Origin of the sequence: Anaeromyxobacter dehalogenans 2CP-1 (assembly GCF_000022145.1) — a bacterium.
Lineage (GTDB): Bacteria > Myxococcota > Myxococcia > Myxococcales > Anaeromyxobacteraceae > Anaeromyxobacter > Anaeromyxobacter dehalogenans.
The window spans coordinates 4842344-4862692 of sequence record NC_011891.1 but is presented as its reverse complement, the minus strand read 5'-3'; the positions used below and the strand labels follow the sequence as shown (position 1 = coordinate 4862692).

Sequence of the window (20349 nt, the reverse complement as noted above, 5' to 3'; positions counted from 1 at the left end):
GCCCGCCCGGCGCCCGGCCGGACGACGAGCCTCGATCTCCCGGGCCGCCGCCGCTAGAATCCGCGGCCTCATGACCGAGCCGATCACCCCCGAGATCGTCGCGCAGCACGGCCTCAAGCCGGAGGAGTACCAGCGCATCCTCGAGCACCTCGGGCGCACCCCGACGCTCACCGAGCTGGGCGTGTTCTCGGTCATGTGGAGCGAGCACTGCTCCTACAAGTCCTCGCGGGTCCACCTGAAGACCTTCCCGACCAGCGGCCCGCGCGTGCTGCAGGGACCGGGCGAGAACGCGGGCGTGGTGGACCTCGGCGACGGCCTCGCCGCCGCGTTCAAGATGGAGAGCCACAACCACCCGAGCTACATCGAGCCGTACCAGGGCGCGGCCACCGGCGTGGGGGGCATCCTCCGCGACGTGTTCACGATGGGCGCCCGCCCCATCGCCTCGCTGAACGCGCTCCGCTTCGGCGACCCGAGCCACCCGAGGACCGCCTACCTGCTGGAGGGCGTGGTGGCCGGCATCGGCGGCTACGGCAACTGCATGGGCGTGCCCACGGTGGGCGGGGAGGTGGCGTTCCACCCCTCGTACAACGGCAACTGCCTGGTGAACGCGTTCACGCTCGGCATCCTCCCGGCCGACAAGATCTTCCGCGGCACCGCCGCCGGCGTCGGCAACCCGGTGATGTACGTCGGCGCGAAGACCGGCCGCGACGGCATCCACGGCGCCACCATGGCCTCGGCCGAGTTCGACGCCTCCACCGAGGAGAAGCGCCCGACCGTGCAGGTCGGCGATCCCTTCATGGAGAAGCTGCTGCTCGAGGCCTGCCTCGAGCTGTTCCAGACCGACGCGGTGGTCGGCATCCAGGACATGGGCGCCGCCGGCCTCACCAGCTCGTCGGTGGAGATGGCCGGCCGCGGCGGGAACGGGCTCGACCTGTTCCTCGACCAGGTGCCGCTCCGCGAGGAGGGGATGACGCCGTACGAGATCCTCCTCTCCGAGTCGCAGGAGCGCATGCTGCTCGTGGCGGCCGAGGGCAAGGAGGAGCTGGTCCGGAGCATCTGCGAGAAGTGGGACCTCGACGTGGCGGTGATCGGGCGGGTGACCGCCAGCGGCCGCTGGCGCGCGCACTGGCGCGGCGCGGTGGTGGCCGACCTGCCGGTGGACCCGCTCACCGAGGGCGCGCCGAAGTACCACCGCCCCATGGCCCCGCACCCGGCGCTGCCGGCGCTGCACGCGTTCGACGCGGCCGCCCTGCCCGAGCCGGCCGACCTCGGCGCGGCGCTGCTCCGGCTGCTCGCCCGGCCGACCATCGCGTCGAAGGAGTGGGTCTACCGCCAGTACGACCACATGGTCCGGCTGGTCGGCGCGGTGCGGCCCGGCGGCGACGCCGCGGTGGTGCGGCTCGCGGTCTCGCACGACGCGCACGCGCACAAGGGCATCGCGCTCTCGGTCGGCGTGAACGGCCGGTTCTGCTTCCTCGACCCGTACCTTGGCGCCATGCACGCGGTGGCCGAGTGCGCCCGAAACATCGCCTGCGTGGGCGGCGAGCCCATCGCCATCACCGACTGCCTGAACTTCGGCAACCCCGAGAAGCCCGAGATCATGTGGCAGTTCGCCGAGTGCGTGCGCGGCATCGGCGACGCCTGCCGCGCGTTCGGCACCCCGGTCGTCTCCGGCAACGTCTCGCTCTACAACGAGACCGAGGGCCAGGGCATCCTGCCCACGCCCACCGTCGGCATGGTGGGCCTGGTGGAGCCGGTGGAGCGCACCTGCCACTCGACGTTCCGCGACGCCGGCGACGTCATCGCGCTGGTGGGCAGCCTCCAGGGCGAGGTGGGCGGGTCGGAGTACCTGTCCGCCGAGCACGGCAAGGAGGCCGGCCGCCCGCCGGCGCTCGACCTCGCGCGCGAGAAGGCGGTGCAGGAGACCGTCCGGCGCGCCGTCCGGGCCGGGCTGCTCTCCTCGGCGCACGACTGCTCCGAGGGCGGGCTGGCGGTGGCGCTCGCCGAGAGCTGCATGATGCACGAGGTCCCGGCGGACGGCTCGAAGCCGGCCTGGATCGGCTGCGCGGTGCGCATCCCGTTCCCGGTCCGCAAGGACTTCGTGCTGTTCGGCGAGGACGCGAGCCGCATCCTCGTGTCGCTGCCCAAGGAGAACGCCGCCCGCTTCGTCGACCTCGCGCAACAGTGCGGCGCGCCGGTCATCCGCCTCGGGGCGGTGGGCGGCGACCGGCTGGAGATCCAGGGCGCGCTCTCGGTCCCCGTCGAGGACCTGGCCCGCGCGTGGCGCGACGGCATCCCCGCCGTCCTCCGCCGCGACGCGGCGCACGCCGGGACGACCGCGCCGGCCTAGCGCACGCCTCGGAGGGGCGCCGGCCGGCGCCCCCATCTCGTGGGCGGCGCACGCCTTCCACCTCGAGTAAGGACTGGACGCGCCCCATGGACACCGTCGAGCTCGCCTGCATCTTCGTCCGGGCCGAGGGCGACCGCCTGCTCGCGGCGGAGCGGCTCGTGCTCGCCCTGCCGCACGTGCTGGGGGTCGGGCTCGACCGCTGCGAATTCGCATTCGACGCGTCGACCCGCTTCCTCGCGGTGGCGGTGGCCGCCCGCGGCGAGGCGGCCACGGCCGCGGCGCGGGCGCGGCTCGCGTTCTGGACCGCGCGGGCCGGCGGGCGGCTCCTCGCGCCCGCCGAGGCGTCGGACGACGAGCGCGAGCGGCTGCGCGCGCAGGTGGAGGCGTGCGACCTCGTCGCCGAGGGCGTCCTCCCGGCCGACCTGCTCGACGCGGCCGGGCGGTTCTTCGGCGACGCGGGCGCGCCGGCCGGCCGGCACCGGAGCGCCGTCGCGCGCCCGGTGCTGTGCATGGACGTCGGCGGACCGGGCTGGCAGGGCGTGCAGTGCGATCCGAAGGCCGGGACCCTGTTCGTCGCGGCGCCCATCGCGCCACCGCCCGGCGACGTGCTCGCCCTGGCGCTCCGGCTGCCCGGGGTGGCGAGGCCGGTGGAGGCGCGCGCGACCGTGATGGACGTCCGCGGCCCGGCGCAGGCGCGGCCCGGCGCGCCGGCCGGCTACACCCTGCACCTCGAGGACGCGCCGCCGGCGCTCCGCGAAGCCCTGGCGCGCAAGGCGGCCGGCGCCAGCGAGGTCGGGGCCGGCACCCGCGCCACCGCCCGGTTCGCGGTGAACGGCCCGGTGACCGTCGTCGCGCTGCCGCCGCCCGACCCCGCCGCACAGGCGCGCATCGAGTACGCGACCGCGAGCGAGCTCGCGTCCGACTGGATCGAGAACCTCTCGCAGGGCGGCGCGTTCGTGCGCACCGCCCGGCCGGCCGAGGTGGGCGCGCAGCTCGTGCTGCGCCTGGCGCTGCCGAACGGGGTCGAGCTGTCCACCCCGGCGCGCGTGGTGTTCGCGAGCGCGAGCGGCATGGGCGTGCGGTTCACCCTCGACGCCGAGGCGGACGCGATCCTCTCCGCGGCCGTGGCGCAGCTCTCCGGCCGGCCGCGCCGGGCGCTGGTGGTGGACGACGACGCCCTGCTCCGCCGCATGCTCGCCGACGCGCTCACCGGCCGCGGGTTCGAGGTGCTCACGGCGGCCGACGCGACCGAGGGGCTGCGGGTGCTCGCCGAGGAGGTGCTGGCGCTCGACCTCCTCGTCACCGACGTGCGCATGCCCGGCATGGACGGCGCCGAGCTGGTGCGCCGGATCCGCACCGTGGGCGGCGAGGCGGACCTCGCCATCGTGGCGGTCACCGGCCGGCTCGAGGAAGGCCTGGAGCCGCGGCTCGCGACCGCCGGCGCCGACGCGGTCCTGGAGAAGGCGCTCGGCGTGGAGCGGATCGCCCAGGCGGCCGACGCGGTGGTGGAGCGCCGCCGGGCCGATCCCGGCGGCGCGCCCGGTCACTGACAGGTCCGCACGAACGTGAAGGTCGCGGTGGGGGTGGTGGGCCACGCCACGCCGTCGGTCACCGAGAACTCCTGCGTGACGGTCTCCTGCGTCCCCGTGCAGGTGGCGACCTCCGGGGCGAGGGCCGTGGCGCGCTCGCACACGCCGCCCTCGCACACCACGTGCGTCGGGGTCACGCCGGTCGAGAACACCACCTCCAGCGGATCGCCGTCCGCGTCCGAGACCTGCGGCGTCACCGTGTAGGTCCGCGCCGGGATGACGAGCGGGTACTGCACGCAGATGGACCCGGACCAGCGGCAGCAGAACGTGTCGTCGGGCGGGCGGGAGCAGGTGACGAGCTGCGTGACCGTGGAGGAGGTGGCGGTGGGCGGGCGCGTGCCGATGGAGAGCTGCGCCGGGGGCAGCGCGGTCGGGGTCCAGGGATCCGCGATGGACGGCGAGAGGGTGCGCGTCCCGACGAAGGCCGCGAGGTCGTACGGGTTCTGGTACGCGCCGCTGCACTCGATGATCGTGGACCCGTCGGAGAGGAGCGTGAGCCGGTCGCAGGCCGCGTCCCCGGTGCCGCCGGTGGGCCAGATGGGGTCGCCGTCCGGATCGACCACCCGCCACACCTCCTGCGTGGCGCGGTAGCGCCGGGCGACGGCGTCGAACGCATGGTCGATCCCGACCCCGCTCGACGGGGCCGACGTCACCGCGGGCGGGCGGTTCCCCACGGTCACCGGCAGCTCGGCCCGCGCCGGCTCGCCGTTCGCGTCGGCCACCGTCACCACGATGGTCCGCTCCAGCCCGGCGCCGCCGGTCAGGTAGGCGGCGTCGGCCGGCGAGGCGTAGGGGACGGCCACCCGGAAGGTGAGCGCGTCGCCGAGGTCGTCGCCCTCGAAGGCGCCGGCGTCGCCGTCGCCGGCGTGGTGCCAGGTCACGGTGCGCGGCTCGAGCGGATCGCCGTCCGGGTCGGTCACCGAGATGGGGATCCGTCCGGCGGCCACGAGGCGCGGGCCGGCGGGTTCGTAGGTGTGCGGTGCCTCGGGGGGCGGCGTGGCGGCGATCGCCGGCGCACGGTTCCCGACGCTCACCCGCGTAGCTCCGGTGCCGAGCACGCCCGCGTCGTCGGAGGCCTCCACCCGGAACACCCAGTCGCCGGAGATCGCGCCGCCGTCGGTCTCGATCGCCACGCCCGGCGCCGCGGCGTCGGACCCGGGGCTGAACGTGACGCGGCGGTCGGCGCCGAGGGCGCGGCCGGCGGGCGGCTCCACCGTCCACCGCCAGCGGACGGGCCCCTGCGCGGCGGCAGCGGACAGCGTGGCGGTCAACGCGACCGGCCCGTCGGGCGCGCAGCGCAGCGGCTCGCCCTGGCACAGGTGTCCGAGCGCCACGTCCGGGCCGGCGGTGACCGGCGGCGTGCCCGCGTACGGCGCCACGTCGAGCTCGAGCCGCGCCGGCGCGCTCTCGGCCCCCAGCTGATCGCGCACCACCAGCTCGACCGCGTACCGGCCGGCGCAGCCGAAGCGCACCCGGGCCAGCGGTCCGGTGCCGGCCACGGCGGGCGGCGCGCAGGGCGCGTCCACCGCCGAGATCGTCCAGGCGTGCGACACGATCCCGTCGCGCGGCGCGTCCGGATCGGCGCTCCCGCCGCCGTCCAGCTCGACGAGCGCGAACGCCTCCGGCGCGCCCGCCGAGGCGATGGCCGCGACCGGCGGCGCGTTCCCGACGCAGGCGCCCGCCACGCAGCGCGCCGCGGCGCCGCAGCCGTCGTCCGCCTGGCACGCGCGCGGCGTGGCCCCGCCGCCCGAGCAGCCCGCACCCGCTGCGATGACGAAGATGATGATCCCGAGCCGCTCCACGATCCCTGCGCTGCGCATCGACCGTCCTCCTGGATGGCGAGTTCACGGATCGTACGAACACGCGATCCGGTTTCAAGCGGCGAGGGCGCACTGCGAGTGTCGTACCAGGGAGCAGATCCGCCTTTCGCGAGTGATCCCGGACCCCGGACCGTGGGTCGAGTCCGCGTCTCGGGTGGGCGGTCCGCGGCGCGGACCATCCGGCGCGCCCGGAGCGGGGTGGGTCACGCGGATCCACACGCGTCGGGGACGCTGCACGCCGCTTGCAACCATCGACGCGCCTGTGCTGATAGTGCGTGGCGCACTCAACGTGATGGCTCGTGCGGAGGTGTCGATGGCGCTCTCGGGCGTGGTGGGCATGGTGATCGCGGCAGCGGTCGCCTCGGGCGGTGAGCGCCTGCTGCTGTGCCGGCCGGTGGTGGACGGGGATCCGGCGCTGGCGCGCGCCGACGCCGTCGGCGAGGCGGCCCGCGCGCGGGCGGGGCGCTGGCTCGACTACGGCGTCGCGTGCGACGGCGCGCCGGAGGGCGCGCGCGCGGCGCGGCGGGCCGGGCTGGCGCACGCGGTGGTGGCGCGCGCCGAGGGCCGCTCCGACGGGAGCCGGTTCGTGCTGGTGCTGACCGACGCCACCACCGAGGAGGCTCGCGCCCAGCGCCGGGTGGACGTGCCGCCGGGGAAGGATGCGGTGAGGCCGCTGCGCACCGCGCTGGACGGGCTGCTCCAGGCGCTGCCGCCCGAGCCGGGGCCGGGCGCGGGCCGGATCGCGGCCTGGAGCCTCGCCGGCGCGGGGGCGGCCTCGCTGATCGCGGGCGTGGCGCTCGCCGTGTCGGCCTCGAGCGCGGCGGACCGGGCCGATGCGGCCGGGGATCCGGCGGCGTACACGCGCGCGCGCGCCGACTGGCGCAGCCGGCGGCGCTGGAGCGCGGCCGCACTGGGCGCGGGCGGCGCGGCGCTCGCGGCGGGGCTCACCTGGCGATTCGTCTTCTAGGAGGGTGGACATGAACCGGATGCTGGCGCTGGCGGCGCTGCTCGCCGCGGGGTGCAGTGGCGTGAAGGAGGATCGATCGGGCTGCGCGCGGAGCGCCGACTGCCCGGCGGGCGAGACCTGCGCGGCCACGCCGGACGGCGCGGTGTGCTGGCCGGACGCGCAGCCGCCGGCGGTCTCCGGCGTGGCGGTGACCTGCGGGCCACCCTGCCTGCGCGACGGGACGCTGCGGGTGGAGGCCACCGTCGCCGACGATCACGAGGTGGGCGAGGTGACCGTCGCGCTCGATCTCGATCCGTCGCGCGCGGTCCCGATGACCCGCGCCGGCGCGCGCTGGGTGGCGCAGGTGCCGCTCGAGGAGTTCCCGTTCCCGGCGTTCGAGCGCGCCGTGGTCGCGACGGTGACGGCGCGCGACGGGGCGAGGAACGCGAGCGTTCCCGTGGACGCCGCGGCGCAAACCGTGACGAGGCTTCGGTGGGCCCAAGCTGCGGATAGCGGAGCGACGGTGGCACTCAGCTCTCCCGCAGTCGACGGCAGCGGAACCGTCGTCCTGGGTGCCAGCAACGGAATGGTCTACCGATTCGACGGCGCAGGCCTGCCGGTGGGCGAGCCTGTGCAACTCGCGGGAGGGTCGGCTGGAGTCCCTTCTGTTGAAGGGAGCGCTACATGGATCGGAACGCAGGGCGGTAGCCTCTACGTGCTCGACGTTGGAGTTAGCCCTGCGGATTGCTCGCCAGGTGAACCGATCGCGGGTCCACCCACGCTCGTTGGGGCGCGGGCAGTCGCAGGGTCGCAAGCGGGCGTCGTTATCGTCGCAGACACGTCCGGGTTCTGTAACCAGACGAGTGCTCTCGGCCCTGTCGCCGCTCCCGTTGTGGTCACCGCGGCTGGATCCGTGATCGCCGCATCGTCCGGGACCCTGCTCAAGTTCGGACTGCCAGCGAGCGGCGTGCTTCGCTCAGAGTGGACCGGAATCGACAGCCCTCTCCCGCCGCGCGTGGGTGATGCGGTTGTTCAACCACTTGCGGTGGATGAGACCGACGCTCTGTGGACGGTCGCGCAAAACGGCGCCCTCAACCGGACTGCCGCAGACGCAACCACCACCACGATTGCGACCGTCCCCGTCGGCAGCTCCGGCCCCATCGTCCTCGCCGACGGCAGCGTCGTGGTCGGCAGCGGCGCGGGCATGCTCCAGCGCTTCTCCACCGCGTCGGCCCCGCCGTGGGCAGAGAGCGAGCCGCTGAACGGCGTGCCGGCCGTCCCGCTCGCGCTCGCGGGCACCCGGCCCGCGCTCCTCGTCCCGACCTCGACCGGCCGGCTCTACGCCGTGAACGCGGACGACGGGAAGATCGCCTGGAGCGTGAAGCTGTCCGCCACCGGCCAGGCCCTCCAGCCCGCCAACATCCACGGCGCCCCCGGCGCGGCCACCTCCACCGCCTACGTGGCCGGGGCCGACGGCAAGCTCTACGCGGTGATCGTGGACGGCCAGCTCGATCGCGCCGCGCCGTGGCCGAAGGCGTTCCACGACCCGCGCAACACCGGCAACGCGGGGGCGCTGCCGTGAGGCGCGCGCTCCTCGCCGCCGCCTGCGCGCTGGCCGCCTCCGGCGCGGGCGCGGTCGAGCGGCTCGGGGTGATGGCGGTGGCGGACGCGCCGGCCGGACCGGACGCCGAGCTCACCGAGCTCGCGCACCAGCTCCGCGCGGCGTGCCGCGACCGGGTCGGCGGGGTGGAGGAGGTGGCCACCATGCGGCGGCGCCTGCTCGGCCAGGGCTCGGACGCCACGCTCTCCGAGCTGGACCGCGCCTACGGCGGCGCGCTGGCGGTCTACCAGAACGGCGAGTTCGACAGCTCGGTCCGCACGCTGCGCGCCATCGTGGACGACCTGGAGGCGGTGCCCGAGGGCGAGGAGGCCTTCTTCCAGTGGAAGCGCGCCATGCTCCGCCTCGCCCACGCGTCGCTGAGCCTCGGGCAGGAGCGCGAGATGGAGCGCGCCTTCCTCGCGCTCGCCCGCACCGACCCGGCGCTGCAGCCGGATCCGGACCAGTACTCGCCCGGCTTCCGCCGTCGCTTCGAGGAGGTGAAGGCGCGGGTGCGCGCGCTGCCGCGACGGCGCCTGCACGTCGCCTCGGAGGGGCGGTCCGGCACCGTGTACGTGAACGGCCGCGCCATGGGCACCACGCCGCTCACGCTGACGCTGCCGGCCGGGAGCTACCGCGTCGGCGGCGGCGCGGGCGCGCTGCGGGTGCCGAGCTTCACCGTGGACCTCGAGTCGGAGGACCGGAGCGTGGTGCTCGACTTCGCGCTGGCGGAGGCGCTGCGGGTGAACGCCGGCCCGGGGCTGGCGCTCGCGCCGGAGGCGCGCGGGTACGGCATCGTGCGCGCCGGCGCCTGGCTCGGCGTCGATCGCCTGCTGACGGTGAGCCGCGCGCAGGAGGGCCAGGCGCAGTTCCTGGTCGGCTCCATCTTCGACGTGCGCCGGGGCGCGCTGCTGCGCGAGGGCAGCGTCCGGCTGGTGGCGGGCGGCCTTCCCTCGGTGCAGGTCGGCGCGCTCGCGTCGTTCCTGCTCACGGGCCAGTCCTCGCGCGACGTGCAGAACCTGACGCAGCAGGGGCCGCGCGAGATCCGGCCGCCCCTGCCGCCGGTCGCCGAGCTCCGGCCCGTCCCCGCGGCGTCGCCCCCGGCCGTGGTCGCCGCGCTGGCGTCCGCCCCCACGCCAGCAGTGGCCACGGGGGCAGCGGCACCGGCGTCCGCCGCCACGCTCCCGGCGGTCCGTCCGCCGGCGGCGCGGGCCACCGGCGCGGCGCCCGCGCCGATCTCGCCCGCCGTCCTGCCACCCACCGCCGCTGCCGCCGCCACCGCCGCTACGGCCCATGCCTCGGCCACGCCCGCGCCGACCTCCGCTCCGCCGGTCGCGCAGACGCCCGCGCCGACGTCCGCTCCGCCGGTCGCGCAGACGCCCGCGCCGACGCAGATGCTGGCGGCGGCCAACGCGCCCGCGCCGGTGCGGTCGATCCTCGCCCCCGCCCCGCGCGCGGCGCTGCCGGCGCTGGATCCTGCGGGCCGCGCGCTGGGAGCAGGCTCGCGGCCCGGGGTCGCGCCTCGCTGGATGCGTCCGGCGGCCATCGGCTCGGGCGCGCTCGCGCTGGGGCTGGCGGCGGTCGCGGTGCAGCAGGGCCTCGCCGCCTCCGGGCGCTACGCCGACGCGCGGGACATGCTCGGTGCCGACGGCCAGCTCCTGCCCGGCTCGGATCCCGGCCGCTACCGCGACCTGCGCAGCGGCGGCGATTCGGCGCGGCGGAACGCGTTCGTGTCCGCCGGCGTCGCGGCGGCGTTCGCGGCCACCGCCGGCGTGCTGGGCTGGCTGTCATGGGACGGGGACGGGGACCGGGACCGGCACGCCGACGCGAGCGGCGGGCTGTCGGTGCGCTTCTGAGGCGGCGATCCTGCGATCCATCCCAAGCGGGTCCCCGCGTCGAGCCCGGCGCGGGGGTAAACAATCGGCTACCCAACCCGAGCCGAGAGACCGGATGCGCTACACGAAGATCTTCATCGTTCGCTGGGCCGACTGCGACGCGAACGGTCACATGCGCAACACCGCCTACAGCGAGTACGCCATCGACACGCGCATGAGCTGGCTCGCCGACCAGGGCTGGCCGTTCTCGCGCTTCGAGGAGCTCGGGATCGGCCCGGTGCTGCTGCGCGAGGAGATCGACTACGCGCGCGAGCTGCGCCTGGGCGACTCGGTCGAGGTGGACCTCACCGGCCTCGGCCTCTCCTCCGACGGCGCGCGCTGGAAGCTCGCCCACGAGTTCTGGCGGCCCGGAGGGAAGACCGCGGCGCGCATCGTGCTGAGCGGCGCCTGGATGGGCATGGAGTCCCGCCGGCTGGTGGTGCCGCCGGACGCGCTCACCGAGGCGATGCGGAAGGTGCCGCAGGGCCCGACGTGGGAGGAGCTCGCGCCGCTGAAGCCGCGGGAGTAGGTCCTCAGCGCCGGCCCGCCGCGGCCGGCGTGCGCCCGCGGCCCGCCGCCCCATCGGGCGGGTGCGCCGGCGGCTCCGCCCGCACCGCCGCCGCCGCGGCCGCCACCGCCGGCTCGAGCCGGGCCGCGAGCGACGGGCCGTAGTAGGTCCGCGGGGTCTCCCCGCGGTCCGCGGCGATCATCCGCGGCGTCTCCACGTACCCGACGTAGCCGTTCACGAGCGAGACGATCTGCGCGCCCGGCCCGGCGGCGCGGCGCCAGCCCTCGCCGATCTCCGATACCGGCTCGCCGGGCACGGCCACCAGCACGAGCCCCCCGAGCCGCAGCGCCTCCACCTCGGCGCGCGCCGGCATGGTTTCCCAGGACGCGTTGCTCGCGGCGCGGCGCAGCAGCGGCGGCACGGCCCCGGGATCCGGCGCCGGCAGCGGGACGTCCGCGGTGGCGAAGGCGACCGCGGGGGCGGGATCCGGCGCGGAGTAGGCGAGCCCGTCCACCGCGCGCGCGAACGCGTCGCCGTAGCGATCGGTGGGCGTGCCCTCCGGGCCGTTCACCGGCGTCGCCGCCTGATCGCCGAGCGCGCCCTGGAAGAAGAGGCGCACCCCGTGGCCGGTGGCGGCGAGGTAGCGGCCCGGCCAGTCGCCCGAGATGAGGAGGTTCGCGCGTCCGAGCGTGGTGGGGTGCGCGGCGAAGATCGCCAGCTCGGAGACGGGCGCGCCGTCCGGCCGGTCGATCCGCACCACGGTGAGCCGGGCCTCGACCGGCCCCTCGGTCCGGTTGTAGGCGAGCGTCTCGGCGCGCCCCTCGCCCACCGAGAGCCGCGCCGGGCCCGACGCCGCCGCCGCCGCGCGGATCGCCTGCGCGATGCCGCCGGCGATGCGATCGCGGAGCGCCGGATCGAACGGGCCGGTGGCGATGTGCTCGCCGAACACGTGATCCCAGTAGCCGCCGGGGCCGGAGTGCGTGTGCGTGGCGCCGACGAGCAGCCCGTCGAGCGGGACGTCGCCCAGCCGGGCGCGCACCGCCACCTCCAGCGACTCGGGCACGAGCAGGATCTCCGCCGAGGCGAGCGCGTACCGGCAATCGCCGACCGACAGGACGAGCGCGCGTGCGCCCACCGGGTCGCGGACCCCCTCGCTGCGGTAGCGCAGCCGGGCGAAGCCGCCGATGGGAACGCCCGGCGGCAGGTCGAACGTCGTCGCGGCGGCGCCGGCCGACAGCGGCCCCTGGCAGCGCCGCGCGGCCGTGACCCGGGCCGCCTCGGCGGGCCGATCGCCGTGCCACGGCAGGGAGGCGATCGCGAGGATCGCGGCGGGAATTCCAAGCAGGAACGCGGCCGCGAGGAGGAGTCGTCTGGCGGGAGGCATTTTCAAGCGCGGATCGTTATACTCCCGCGCCTCATGGGGTACGACGCCGTCTACGACAAGATGAAGGACGAGTGCGGCGTCTTCGGGATCTGGGCGGTCGGCCAGTCCGAAGAGGCCGCCAACTTCACCTACCTCGGCCTGCACGCGCTGCAGCACCGCGGGCAGGAATCCGCCGGGATCGTCTCGAGCGACGGCGAGACCCTCCACACGCACCGCGACATGGGCCTGGTCGCGGACATCTTCGACGCGGACGTCCTCTCCACCCTCAAAGGCGGGGCCGCCATCGGCCACGTCCGCTACTCGACCACCGGCGCCTCCCACCTCAAGAACGCCCAGCCGCTCGCGGTCCAGTACGCCGGCGGCCCGGTGGCGCTCGCGCACAACGGCAACCTGGTGAACGCCGAGGCGCTGCGCGCCGAGCTGGAGGCGCAGGGCTCGATCTTCACCGCGTCCACCGACTCCGAGGTGATCGTCCACCTCATCGCGCGCGCCCGGGCCTCCGGCGCGCCCGGCTCGGCCGAGCAGCTCGTCGGCGCGGTCCGGCAGGCGCTGGGGCGGGTCTCGGGCGCGTACTCGATCCTGTTCCTCACCCCCAAGGTGATGGTAGGCGCGCGGGACCCGATGGGCTTCCGCCCGCTCGTGCTCGGGCGGCTGAAGGGGAGCTGGGTGCTCGCGAGCGAGACCACCGCGCTCGACCTCATCGAGGCCGAGTACGTGCGCGAGGTCGAGCCGGGCGAGCTCGTGATCGTGGACGGGAGCGGGCTGCGCAGCGAGCGGCTCTTCCCGGACCAGCGCCCGCAGGCGCGGCTCGGGCGCTGCGTCTTCGAGCACATCTACTTCGCGCGGCCGGACACGGTGCTGTTCGGCAGGTCGGTGTACGCGGTCCGCCACGGCTTCGGCCGCCAGCTCGCGCGCGAGCACGCCGTCAACGCCGACCTCGTCATCCCGGTCCCGGACTCCGGGGTGCCCGCCGCCATCGGCTACGCCGAGGAGAGCGGCATCCCGTTCGCGATGGGCCTGGTCCGGTCGCACTACGTGGGCCGGACGTTCATCGAGCCGCAGCAGTCCATCCGCCACTTCGGCGTGAAGCTGAAGCTGAACGCCCTGAAGGACGTGCTGAGCGGCAAGCGCGTGGTGGTGGTGGACGACTCGGTGGTGCGCGGCACCACCAGCCGGAAGATCGTCAAGATGCTGCGGTCCGCGGGCGCGCGCGAGGTGCACCTGCGCATCAGCTCGCCCCCCACCGCCTGGCCCTGCTACTACGGCATCGACACGCCGTCGCGGCAGGAGCTGGTCGCGAGCACGCACTCCGTCGAGGAGATCGCGACCTACGTCACCGCCGACACGCTCGGCTACCTCTCGCTCGACGGCATGTACGCGTCGATGGGCGCGGAGCGGTCCGGGTTCTGCGACGCCTGCTTCACCGGCGAGTACCTGATCCAGTTCCCGAAGCGCACCGCGCCGCCGCCGCTCCGGCTGGTCGGCCAGTAGCACGGCGCCGCCCATTCGCGCGGAGCCCTGCTGCGGCGCACGCTGGCTGCCTGCGCCGGGCAGACTCGTCCCTGCGCTGCTCGACGTGCCGACGGGCACGCCTGCGCGGCTCGGTCCTCGTGTGCCCGGCTCGGCGAGGCCATCGTGTGCCTCGCGACGGGCCCCCCGCGAACGGGAGGCGCCATCAGCGCCAGCGCGCGAGCCGCGCCGCCATGGCCGCGATCTCGCGGTCGGCGGGCGCGTGCGCGCGCGCCTCCTCGAAGCGGCGGAGCGCGAGCGCGGTCCGGCCCGCCGCGAGGTGCTCCATCCCCTCCTCGTAGAGCCGCTGCGCCGCCGACGGGCGCGCCAGCGCGGGCACCCCGGCGGCCGCCTCGGCCGCGGCGAGCGCGGCGCGCCAGCGCTCCGGGCCGGGGGACGCGGCCGCCTCGAGCACGAGGAGCCCCCGCGTCACCAGGCCGAACAGCGCCCCGACGATCCGCTCCGACGGCGTGCCGCCCAGCGACGCGAGCAGGCCGCGCACCGCCACCCCGGAGCCCACCCGCCGCAGCAGCGCCAGCTCGTCCGGCGTGAAGCCCATCGCCGGCGGCGGGTCGCCGAGGAACACGCGCGCCTCGAGCGGGAGCCGGTCCGGCGTGCGCCGGGCCGCGGCCGAGACGGCCGGGTCGGCGATGGCCAGCGCCTGGAACCAGGCGCGGTGCGAGGGCGCGCCCTCGAAGACGAGGCCGAGGCGTCCCGGCGCGCTGGGCCGGGACCACACCACCCGCGCGGCGGTGCGCACCTCGCAGCGGAGCGCCGGGAACGCGAGCGTCACGCGGAGCGAGCGCCCCGGCGGCACGGGCCGTCCCGACACGAGCTGGCACCCGCCCGGCCCGAGGTCGGCGGTCTCGGCCGACCAGCGCCAGAGCCGCTGGCGCACCCGCACCTCGCAGCGCGCGGGGACGCGCGGCGTGGCGCGCGGGTTGTGGATGACGGCGTCGAGGTTCACGGGTGTCCGGAGGGGGCGCGCACCATCAACGACGAACCCCGCCAGGCCGCAACGGTCATGACGGGGCCCTGGCCATTGGGACGGGGTACGCGTGGTTGCCCACCCCGAGCCTCTCGAAGCGGCGCGACTCGAAGCCGGGGGGGCCGTGGGTGCGGGTCCTCGTGGGCGCTCCCGCCCTCGCCCGCTCCCGCGACGTGGAGAAGGAATGCTCGGCGCGGGGCTACGGTCGTAGGACGCGCGCGGATCGCGTCCGATGCACCTGGGCGCGCTCGCGAACTCGGCCGCGCTGCGCCGAGACCGGCCGGCCTGGATCGCTGCTGCGGCGCACGCTGGCTGCCTGCGCCGGGCAGACTCGTCCCTGCGCTGCTCGACGTGCCTACGGGCACGCCTGCGCTGCTCGGTCCTCGTGTGCCCGGCTCGGCGACGCCATCGTGTGCCTCGCGACGCGACCACACCGGCCGGGCTCGGCTATCGCTGGCGCGACGCGCGGCCTCAGACACGCTCGCCGCGCACGCCGGCTGGATACGCGCGCGAGAGGGCGTCGTCGTGGGCTGCGCCTGCGCTGACAGTCGCGGTCGCGGGCGAGGGCGTATGCGCTGCGGACGGGGGTCCGTACTGGCGGCTTCGAGCTTCTGGGCGAAAACGCTCCGCCGTCACGCCTCCCATCCACGTCAGGCCGCCGCGAGCGCCCGGAACCGCCGACCTGGCGGCCCGCCTCCAGGACAGGGCCCGCTGGAGGCGGCCCCGCTGACGCAGCCTCGCTGACGCAGGCCCCGCTCGCCGGCGTTCCCGAATCGCGGCCGGGCGTCTACAGTCCACGCATGCGCACGCTGGACGGGCCCCGGGTGGCGGACGGCGAGGTGCTGGTCTACCGGCTGTTCGACGTGGCGGACGCGGTGGACCTCGTGGCGGCCGAGCGCGCCGCGTCGGCGCCGGCGGGCCGCCTCCGCCTGGAGGGCGCCCAGTCCGCCTCCGCGCTCGAGTTCCCGCGGCCGCCGCTCCAGCTCGCGCTCGGGGCGCGCGACCTCCCCTTGCCCGAGGGGACGCGGCCGGCCGAGGCGAGCGCGCACGTGTTCGACTACGGGGTGGTCTCGATCCGCTACCGGCTCCCCATCGCGCCCGGCACGAGCCTGGGCGCGCTGGTGCCGCTCGCCGAGGGGCTGTTCGTGGAGCCCTCGCCCGCGCTCGACACGGCGGCGCGGCGCGAGGCGGAGGCGGTGGCGCGCGCGCTCGGGTCGTCGCTGGAGCGCCCGCACGCGTGGGAGGGGCTGGAGAGCTACCAGGTGTTCCTGGTGCGCCGCTTCGAGGAGGGGCCGATCTCCGCCAGCGACCTCCTCTCGGGGGGGCACGTGCCCGAGCTGCTGCTCGGCGAGACCAGCGCCGTGCCGCTCTCGGCGGCCGAGCGGCAGGAGGTCCTGTCCCACCGGTTCTCCTACCTGCAGGACGACCTGGCGGTGGTGCACTGGAACAGCGCGTTCGTCTCCGAGCCTTCGGGGGTCGAGGACATCCCCGACCTGCTCGAGTTCGCGACCGCCCACCTGCTCGAGCTGCGCTACTACGACGCGCTCCTCGACACCGAGCTGCACCGCATCTACGACGAGATCGAGGCGGGGGGCAGCCCGGTCGCGAACGTGTTCACGCGCCGCTACCGCAAGCTCCAGCGGCGCACCGCCGCGCTGCTGCTCGAGCTCTCGGAGATGATCGAAAGGCTCGAAAACGCGGTGAAAATCGTGGGGGACTTCTACCTGGCCCGCCTGTACCAGTCGGCGGTCCGGCGCTTCCGGCTGCCGGCGTGGCAGGAGTCGGTCCTTCGCAAGCAGCGGCTCCTGGCGGAGGTGAACGACCTCATCGGCGACGCCGCCGACACCAGCCGGTCGGAGCTCCTGGAGCTCGCCATCATCCTGCTCATCGTCTTCGAGATCGTGGCCGCCCTCACATGACTCCCGGTGCTCCCCTCCCGGCCGCCTTCCGGGCGGGGGTCGGCGGGGTCCGGATCGTCACGATCGGCCCATTTTCCAGGCGATCCGCGCCGCGATGAAGTTGACGTGTGGATCCGGAAGCGATATCTCCGAAGCCATTCGCCGCCTCGAAAACCTTGCGGCGGTGCGAACGGAGGGATCCCCTACATGACGCAGGCTCAGTTCTTCCAGGCGGTGGCCGAGGGCTCGCAGGTCTCGAAGGCGCAGGTGCGCGCGGTGTTCGAGGCGGTCGAGGAGGTGGTGACGAAGCGGCTGAAGGCCGAGGGGAAGATCCCGCTCGGCGGGCTCGGCGCGGTGAAGCTCGTGGACCGCAAGGCCCGCATCGGCCGCAACCCGGCCACGGGCGAGCAGATCAAGATCCCGGCCCGCACCGCCATCAAGCTCACGCCCGCCAAGGCGCTGAAGGACATCTTCAACAAGAAGGCCAAGAAGTAGCCTTCCGGCACACCGATGCAAACGCGCCCGCCGGAGCCTTCCGGCGGGCGTTTCCTTTTGGTGAATCGCCCGTCCGTGAACGCGCCCGAGGAGCCCGCCATGCCGATCTCCGTCGTCCCCGCCGACACCGAGCCGCTGCGCCGGCTCGCCCTCGCGCTCCGCGACGAGGTGTTCGTGGCCGAGCAGGGCGTGCCCATCGAGCTCGAGCACGACGCCGAGGACGCGACCGCGTTCCACGTGGTCGCGCTCGACGGCGGCCGCTGCGTCGGCACCGGGCGGCTGGTCCGGCAGGCGGGCGGGGTGGGGCGGGTGGGGCGCATGGCGGTGGCCCGGGATCGCCGCCGCGACGGCGTGGGCGCGCTGCTGCTCCAGGCGCTCGAGGCGCAGGCGCGGGCCGAGGGGCTCGCCGAGATCGAGCTGCACGCGCAGCGCTACGTGGAGGCGTTCTACCGCCGCCACGGGTACGTCCCGGAGGGCGCGCCGTTCCTGGAGGCGGGGATCGAGCACGTGGTGATGCGCAAGCGGCTGTGAGCGTCCCTCGACTCCGCGCGGCCTGACGGCCGCAGCGCTCACCCTGAGCGTAGGCGTGCCGCAGGCACGCCGGAGTCGAAGGGTCGGGATGAGCGGGCGGAGTCGAAGGGTCGGGATGAGCGGGCGGAGTCGAAGGGTCGGGATGAGCGGGCGGAGTCGAAGGGTCGGGATGAGCGCTAGCCGCGCACGTGCAGCAGCGTGCGGACCGTGCTCATCACGTCCACGAACTGCACCGGCTTCTGCAGGTACACGTCCACGCCCAGGTCGATGGCGCGCGTGCGCGCGTCGGCGGCGCCGGCGCTGATCACCATGATCGGCAGCTCGGAGAGCCGCGGGTCGGCGCGGATCCGCTCGATGAGCGCGAAGCCGTCCATCACCGGCATGAACAGGTCGGTGAGCACCAGGTCCACCGCCGGCGGCGCCGCGAGCCGCTCCAGCGCCTGCTGGCCGTTGGTGGCGAACTCGACCGAGACGTCGAGCGCGTCGCTCCCGCTGCGCAGCCGGCGGAGCGCGTACTCGTACATCTCGACGACGTGCGGGTTGTCCTCCACCACCAGGACCCGGTAGCCGCCCCGGGTCCGGCCGCGCGCGCTCCGCGCCGTCTCGGCGAGCTGGGCCAGCTTCTGCCGATCGGCGGCCCGGTCCGGCGGGATCTGCACCGCCACGCCGGCGGGGCCCGCCTCGCCGGGCGGCCGGCGGCGGACCACCTCGACCTCGACCTCGAAGGGGGCGAGGAGCCCCGGGAAGGAGATCTGCAGGGGAATCCGCGTGCCTGGGTCGAGCTCCCGCTCGGTCCGGATGAACAGGCCCCCGGCGGACAGGTTCTCGGTGGCGTCGCGGACGGCGCTCGGAACGCCCGGATACTCGACCCTAAGGACGAGTGGAACGCGTGGGTCGCGGCGCTGCTCCCGTCCCTCGGTCATGACTTGAGCAGTCGAGTATATCGCTGCGGATCTCCTTGACAATCTTACATGTCCTCACTAGCCTGCCCCGGTTTTCGCCCAGACTTCCCGGACCCTTATGACGAACCCTGCGTCGGTTGGTGCGGTCGAAGAACTGCCCCGCGAGAAGGTCGAGCATTTCGACCGGGAGCTGGCGGGGATCCTGAACCGGTACCCGCCCGATCGGAAGGCTGCCGCCATGATTCCCGCCCTCCGACTGGGGCAGGAGATCTTCGGCTACCTGTCCCCGGCGGTACAGCGCCTGGCCGCGGAGCGGCTCGGGACGTCGCCGGCGCGGGCCGAAGAGGTCGCGACCTTCTACGTGATGTTCCACACCGAGCCCCCGGCCCGGCACGTGGTCGAGGTCTGCACCAACGTCTCCTGCTGCCTGACCGGCGGCGAGCGCATCTTCGAGCACCTGAAGAAGAAGCTCGAGCTCGCGAACGGGCAGAGCACCCGCGACGGCCGCATCACGCTGCGCGAGGTGGAGTGCCTCGGCTCCTGCGGCACGGCCCCGGCCATGCTGGTGGACGAGGAGATGCACGAGCGGCTCACCATCCAGAAGGTCGACCAGATCGTCGGAGGGCTCAAGTGAGCGAGACGCTCATCCTCTCGAAGCGCTGGGGCAAGCCGGACTCCGCCTCGCTCGCCTCGTACCGGGCCGACGGCGGCTACGGCGCGCTCGACAAGGCCATGGGCGCCGACCCGGCCGCCATCGTGGACGAGGTGAAGAAGTCGAACCTGCGCGGCCGCGGCGGCGCGGGCTTCGCGACCGGCCTCAAGTGGACGTTCCTGCCGAAGGACGTCCGCCCCCGGTACCTGACCGTGAACGCGGACGAGTCCGAGCCCGGCACGTTCAAGGACCGCTACATCATCGAGCACGATCCGCACATGCTGATCGAGGGGATCGCGCTCACCTGCTACGCGCTCGACATCCACCTCGCCTACGTCTACATCCGCGGCGAGTTCGCGAAGCAGGCGCGCATCCTCGAGCAGGCCATCCAGGAGGCGCGCGACGCCGGCATCCTCGGTCCGCGCCTGCTCGGCAAGCAGGACTTCCCGCTCGACATCCACGTGCACCGCGGCGCCGGCGCGTACATCTGCGGCGAGGAGTCCGCGCTGCTCGAGTCGCTCGAGGGCAAGAAGGGCTACCCGCGCCTCAAGCCGCCGTTCCCGGCGGTGGTGGGCCTGTGGGGCAAGCCGACCATCATCAACAACGTCGAGACGATCGCGAACGTCCCCTGGATCGTCGCGAACGGCGGCGCGGCGTTCGCCGCGCTCGGCGTGGGCAAGTCGGGCGGCACGCGCCTGTTCGGCGTCTCGGGCCACGTGAACCGGCCCGGCGTCTACGAGAAGCCGGTCCACTACAACCTGAAGAAGCTGATCATGGAGGACGCGGGCGGGATCGTCGGCGGCCGCAAGCTGAAGGCGGTCATCCCGGGCGGCTCCTCCGCGCCGGTGCTCGCCGCGCACGAGATCGACATCTCGCTCGAGTTCGACGCGGTGAAGGCGGCCGGGTCGATGTCCGGCTCGGGCGGCGTGATCGTGTTCGACGAGTCGGTGTGCCTGGTCCGCGCGCTGGCCCGCATCGCGAAGTTCTACGCCGAGGAGAGCTGCGGCCAGTGCACCCCCTGCCGCGAGGGCACCTCGTGGATGGAGGGCATCCTCGAGAAGATCGAGCACGGGCACGCGACGGCGGCCGACGTGGAGAAGCTCGAGCAGGTGGCCGGCAACATCGCCGGGAACACCATCTGCGCGCTCGGCGACGCGGCCGCCATGCCGGTCCAGTCGTTCCTGAAGAAGTTCAAGCCGGAGTTCCTGCGGCACGTCGAGGCGCACCGCTGCCCCATGGGCGAGAGCGGCTGGGGCCTCGACCAGTCCTCGCGCGATGCCCTCGTCGGGGCGGTGAGGTACTAGGC

General features: G+C 74.9%; 16 protein-coding genes. 12 read left to right on the top strand and 4 right to left on the bottom strand.

The annotated features are described in order from the left end of the window. The first annotated feature begins 70 nt into the window (after positions 1–70). Positions 71–2350 (top strand): phosphoribosylformylglycinamidine synthase subunit PurL, encoded by a 2280-nt coding sequence (gene purL, locus A2CP1_RS21985; RefSeq protein ID WP_015935375.1) that lies wholly within the window; start codon positions 71–73, stop codon positions 2348–2350. A gap of 86 nt (positions 2351–2436) precedes the next feature. Beyond that, positions 2437–3900, top strand: a complete 1464-nt coding sequence (locus A2CP1_RS21980; protein WP_015935374.1) for a response regulator — start codon at positions 2437–2439, stop codon at positions 3898–3900. Here A2CP1_RS21980 and A2CP1_RS21975 read toward each other — a convergent pair. After that, positions 3894–5759 carry a hypothetical protein gene (locus tag A2CP1_RS21975; RefSeq protein ID WP_015935373.1) on the bottom strand — a complete coding sequence of 622 codons (1866 nt, stop codon included), beginning with the start codon at positions 5757–5759 and terminating at the stop codon, positions 3894–3896. The two genes, A2CP1_RS21980 and A2CP1_RS21975, sit on opposite strands and share 7 nt — an antisense overlap. Positions 5760–6072: 313 nt before the next feature. On the opposite strand from A2CP1_RS21975, the gene A2CP1_RS21970 reads away from it, so the two are divergent. The 4 genes from A2CP1_RS21970 to A2CP1_RS21955 all read left to right on the top strand — a co-directional run bounded on the left by A2CP1_RS21970 (position 6073) and on the right by A2CP1_RS21955 (position 10705). Then, a complete protein-coding gene (locus A2CP1_RS21970; RefSeq protein WP_015935372.1) occupies positions 6073–6726 on the top strand; it encodes a hypothetical protein in 654 nt (217 codons plus the stop codon). A 10-nt stretch (positions 6727–6736) separates the two neighbouring features. Then, complete coding sequence (locus A2CP1_RS21965; protein ID WP_015935371.1) at positions 6737–8287, top strand: PQQ-binding-like beta-propeller repeat protein; 1551 nt, start codon at positions 6737–6739, stop codon at positions 8285–8287. After that, positions 8284–10158, top strand: a complete 1875-nt coding sequence (locus A2CP1_RS21960; protein ID WP_015935370.1) for a PEGA domain-containing protein — start codon at positions 8284–8286, stop codon at positions 10156–10158. Before A2CP1_RS21965 ends, A2CP1_RS21960 begins: the two co-directional genes overlap by 4 nt. A 94-nt stretch (positions 10159–10252) precedes the next feature. Then, entirely contained in the window at positions 10253–10705 is a 453-nt protein-coding gene (locus A2CP1_RS21955; protein WP_012528292.1) for an acyl-CoA thioesterase, read from the top strand. A 4-nt stretch (positions 10706–10709) separates the two neighbouring features. On the opposite strand, the gene A2CP1_RS21950 is transcribed toward A2CP1_RS21955, so the two are convergent. Then, positions 10710–12068, bottom strand: a complete 1359-nt coding sequence (locus A2CP1_RS21950) for a neutral/alkaline non-lysosomal ceramidase N-terminal domain-containing protein (protein WP_015935369.1) — start codon at positions 12066–12068, stop codon at positions 10710–10712. A gap of 33 nt (positions 12069–12101) precedes the next feature. Between A2CP1_RS21950 and purF the strand changes: the two genes are divergently transcribed. After that, a complete protein-coding gene (gene purF, locus A2CP1_RS21945; protein WP_015935368.1) occupies positions 12102–13559 on the top strand; it encodes an amidophosphoribosyltransferase in 1458 nt (485 codons plus the stop codon). A 184-nt stretch (positions 13560–13743) separates the two neighbouring features. Here purF and A2CP1_RS21940 read toward each other — a convergent pair whose 3' ends face one another. Beyond that, positions 13744–14544, bottom strand: coding sequence for a PilZ domain-containing protein (locus tag A2CP1_RS21940; protein WP_015935367.1), 801 nt, complete (start codon positions 14542–14544; stop codon positions 13744–13746). A gap of 821 nt (positions 14545–15365) precedes the next feature. On the opposite strand from A2CP1_RS21940, the gene A2CP1_RS21935 reads away from it, so the two are divergent. The 3 genes from A2CP1_RS21935 to A2CP1_RS21925 all read left to right on the top strand — a co-directional run bounded on the left by A2CP1_RS21935 (position 15366) and on the right by A2CP1_RS21925 (position 17489). Then, positions 15366–16484, top strand: a complete 1119-nt coding sequence (locus A2CP1_RS21935) for a hypothetical protein (RefSeq protein ID WP_015935366.1) — start codon at positions 15366–15368, stop codon at positions 16482–16484. A 186-nt stretch (positions 16485–16670) separates the two neighbouring features. Continuing rightward, positions 16671–16958: an HU family DNA-binding protein gene (locus tag A2CP1_RS21930; protein WP_011423249.1), complete on the top strand. Its 288-nt coding sequence runs from the start codon at positions 16671–16673 to the stop codon at positions 16956–16958. A gap of 99 nt (positions 16959–17057) precedes the next feature. Next, positions 17058–17489 carry a GNAT family N-acetyltransferase gene (locus tag A2CP1_RS21925; protein WP_015935365.1) on the top strand — a complete coding sequence of 144 codons (432 nt, stop codon included), beginning with the start codon at positions 17058–17060 and terminating at the stop codon, positions 17487–17489. Positions 17490–17665: 176 nt separating this feature from the next. Here the strand turns inward: A2CP1_RS21925 and A2CP1_RS21920 are convergent, their stop codons facing one another. Further along, positions 17666–18412 (bottom strand): TIGR02266 family protein, encoded by a 747-nt coding sequence (locus tag A2CP1_RS21920; protein WP_015935364.1) that lies wholly within the window; start codon positions 18410–18412, stop codon positions 17666–17668. Between the two features lie 97 nt (positions 18413–18509). Between A2CP1_RS21920 and A2CP1_RS21915 the strand changes: the two genes are divergently transcribed. Together A2CP1_RS21915 and nuoF are read left to right on the top strand one after the other, a co-directional pair. Beyond that, the gene (locus tag A2CP1_RS21915; RefSeq protein ID WP_011423246.1) at positions 18510–19025 is read left to right on the top strand and encodes a complex I 24 kDa subunit family protein; all 516 of its coding nucleotides are present in this window, start codon (positions 18510–18512) and stop codon (positions 19023–19025) included. Further along, on the top strand, positions 19022–20347 hold the full coding sequence (nuoF, locus tag A2CP1_RS21910; RefSeq protein ID WP_012528285.1) for an NADH-quinone oxidoreductase subunit NuoF: 1326 nt from the start codon (positions 19022–19024) through the stop codon (positions 20345–20347). Before A2CP1_RS21915 ends, nuoF begins: the two co-directional genes overlap by 4 nt. Positions 20348–20349 lie beyond the last annotated feature (2 nt).

Bases quoted from the DNA above. Each gene is read 5' to 3' on its own strand.
- A2CP1_RS21970 (WP_015935372.1), top strand. From the start codon at position 6,073: ATGGCGCTCTCGGGCGTGGTGGGCATGGTGATCGCGGCAGCGGTCGCC.
- A2CP1_RS21920 (WP_015935364.1), bottom strand. From the start codon at position 18,412: ATGACCGAGGGACGGGAGCAGCGCCGCGACCCACGCGTTCCACTCGTC.
- purL (WP_015935375.1), top strand. From the start codon at position 71: ATGACCGAGCCGATCACCCCCGAGATCGTCGCGCAGCACGGCCTCAAG.
- A2CP1_RS21975 (WP_015935373.1), bottom strand. From the start codon at position 5,759: ATGCGCAGCGCAGGGATCGTGGAGCGGCTCGGGATCATCATCTTCGTC.
- A2CP1_RS21955 (WP_012528292.1), top strand. From the start codon at position 10,253: ATGCGCTACACGAAGATCTTCATCGTTCGCTGGGCCGACTGCGACGCG.
- A2CP1_RS21935 (WP_015935366.1), top strand. From the start codon at position 15,366: ATGCGCACGCTGGACGGGCCCCGGGTGGCGGACGGCGAGGTGCTGGTC.
- A2CP1_RS21965 (WP_015935371.1), top strand. From the start codon at position 6,737: ATGAACCGGATGCTGGCGCTGGCGGCGCTGCTCGCCGCGGGGTGCAGT.
- purF (WP_015935368.1), top strand. From the start codon at position 12,102: ATGGGGTACGACGCCGTCTACGACAAGATGAAGGACGAGTGCGGCGTC.
- A2CP1_RS21930 (WP_011423249.1), top strand. From the start codon at position 16,671: ATGACGCAGGCTCAGTTCTTCCAGGCGGTGGCCGAGGGCTCGCAGGTC.
- A2CP1_RS21980 (WP_015935374.1), top strand. From the start codon at position 2,437: ATGGACACCGTCGAGCTCGCCTGCATCTTCGTCCGGGCCGAGGGCGAC.
- A2CP1_RS21925 (WP_015935365.1), top strand. From the start codon at position 17,058: ATGCCGATCTCCGTCGTCCCCGCCGACACCGAGCCGCTGCGCCGGCTC.
- A2CP1_RS21915 (WP_011423246.1), top strand. From the start codon at position 18,510: ATGACGAACCCTGCGTCGGTTGGTGCGGTCGAAGAACTGCCCCGCGAG.
- A2CP1_RS21950 (WP_015935369.1), bottom strand. From the start codon at position 12,068: ATGCCTCCCGCCAGACGACTCCTCCTCGCGGCCGCGTTCCTGCTTGGA.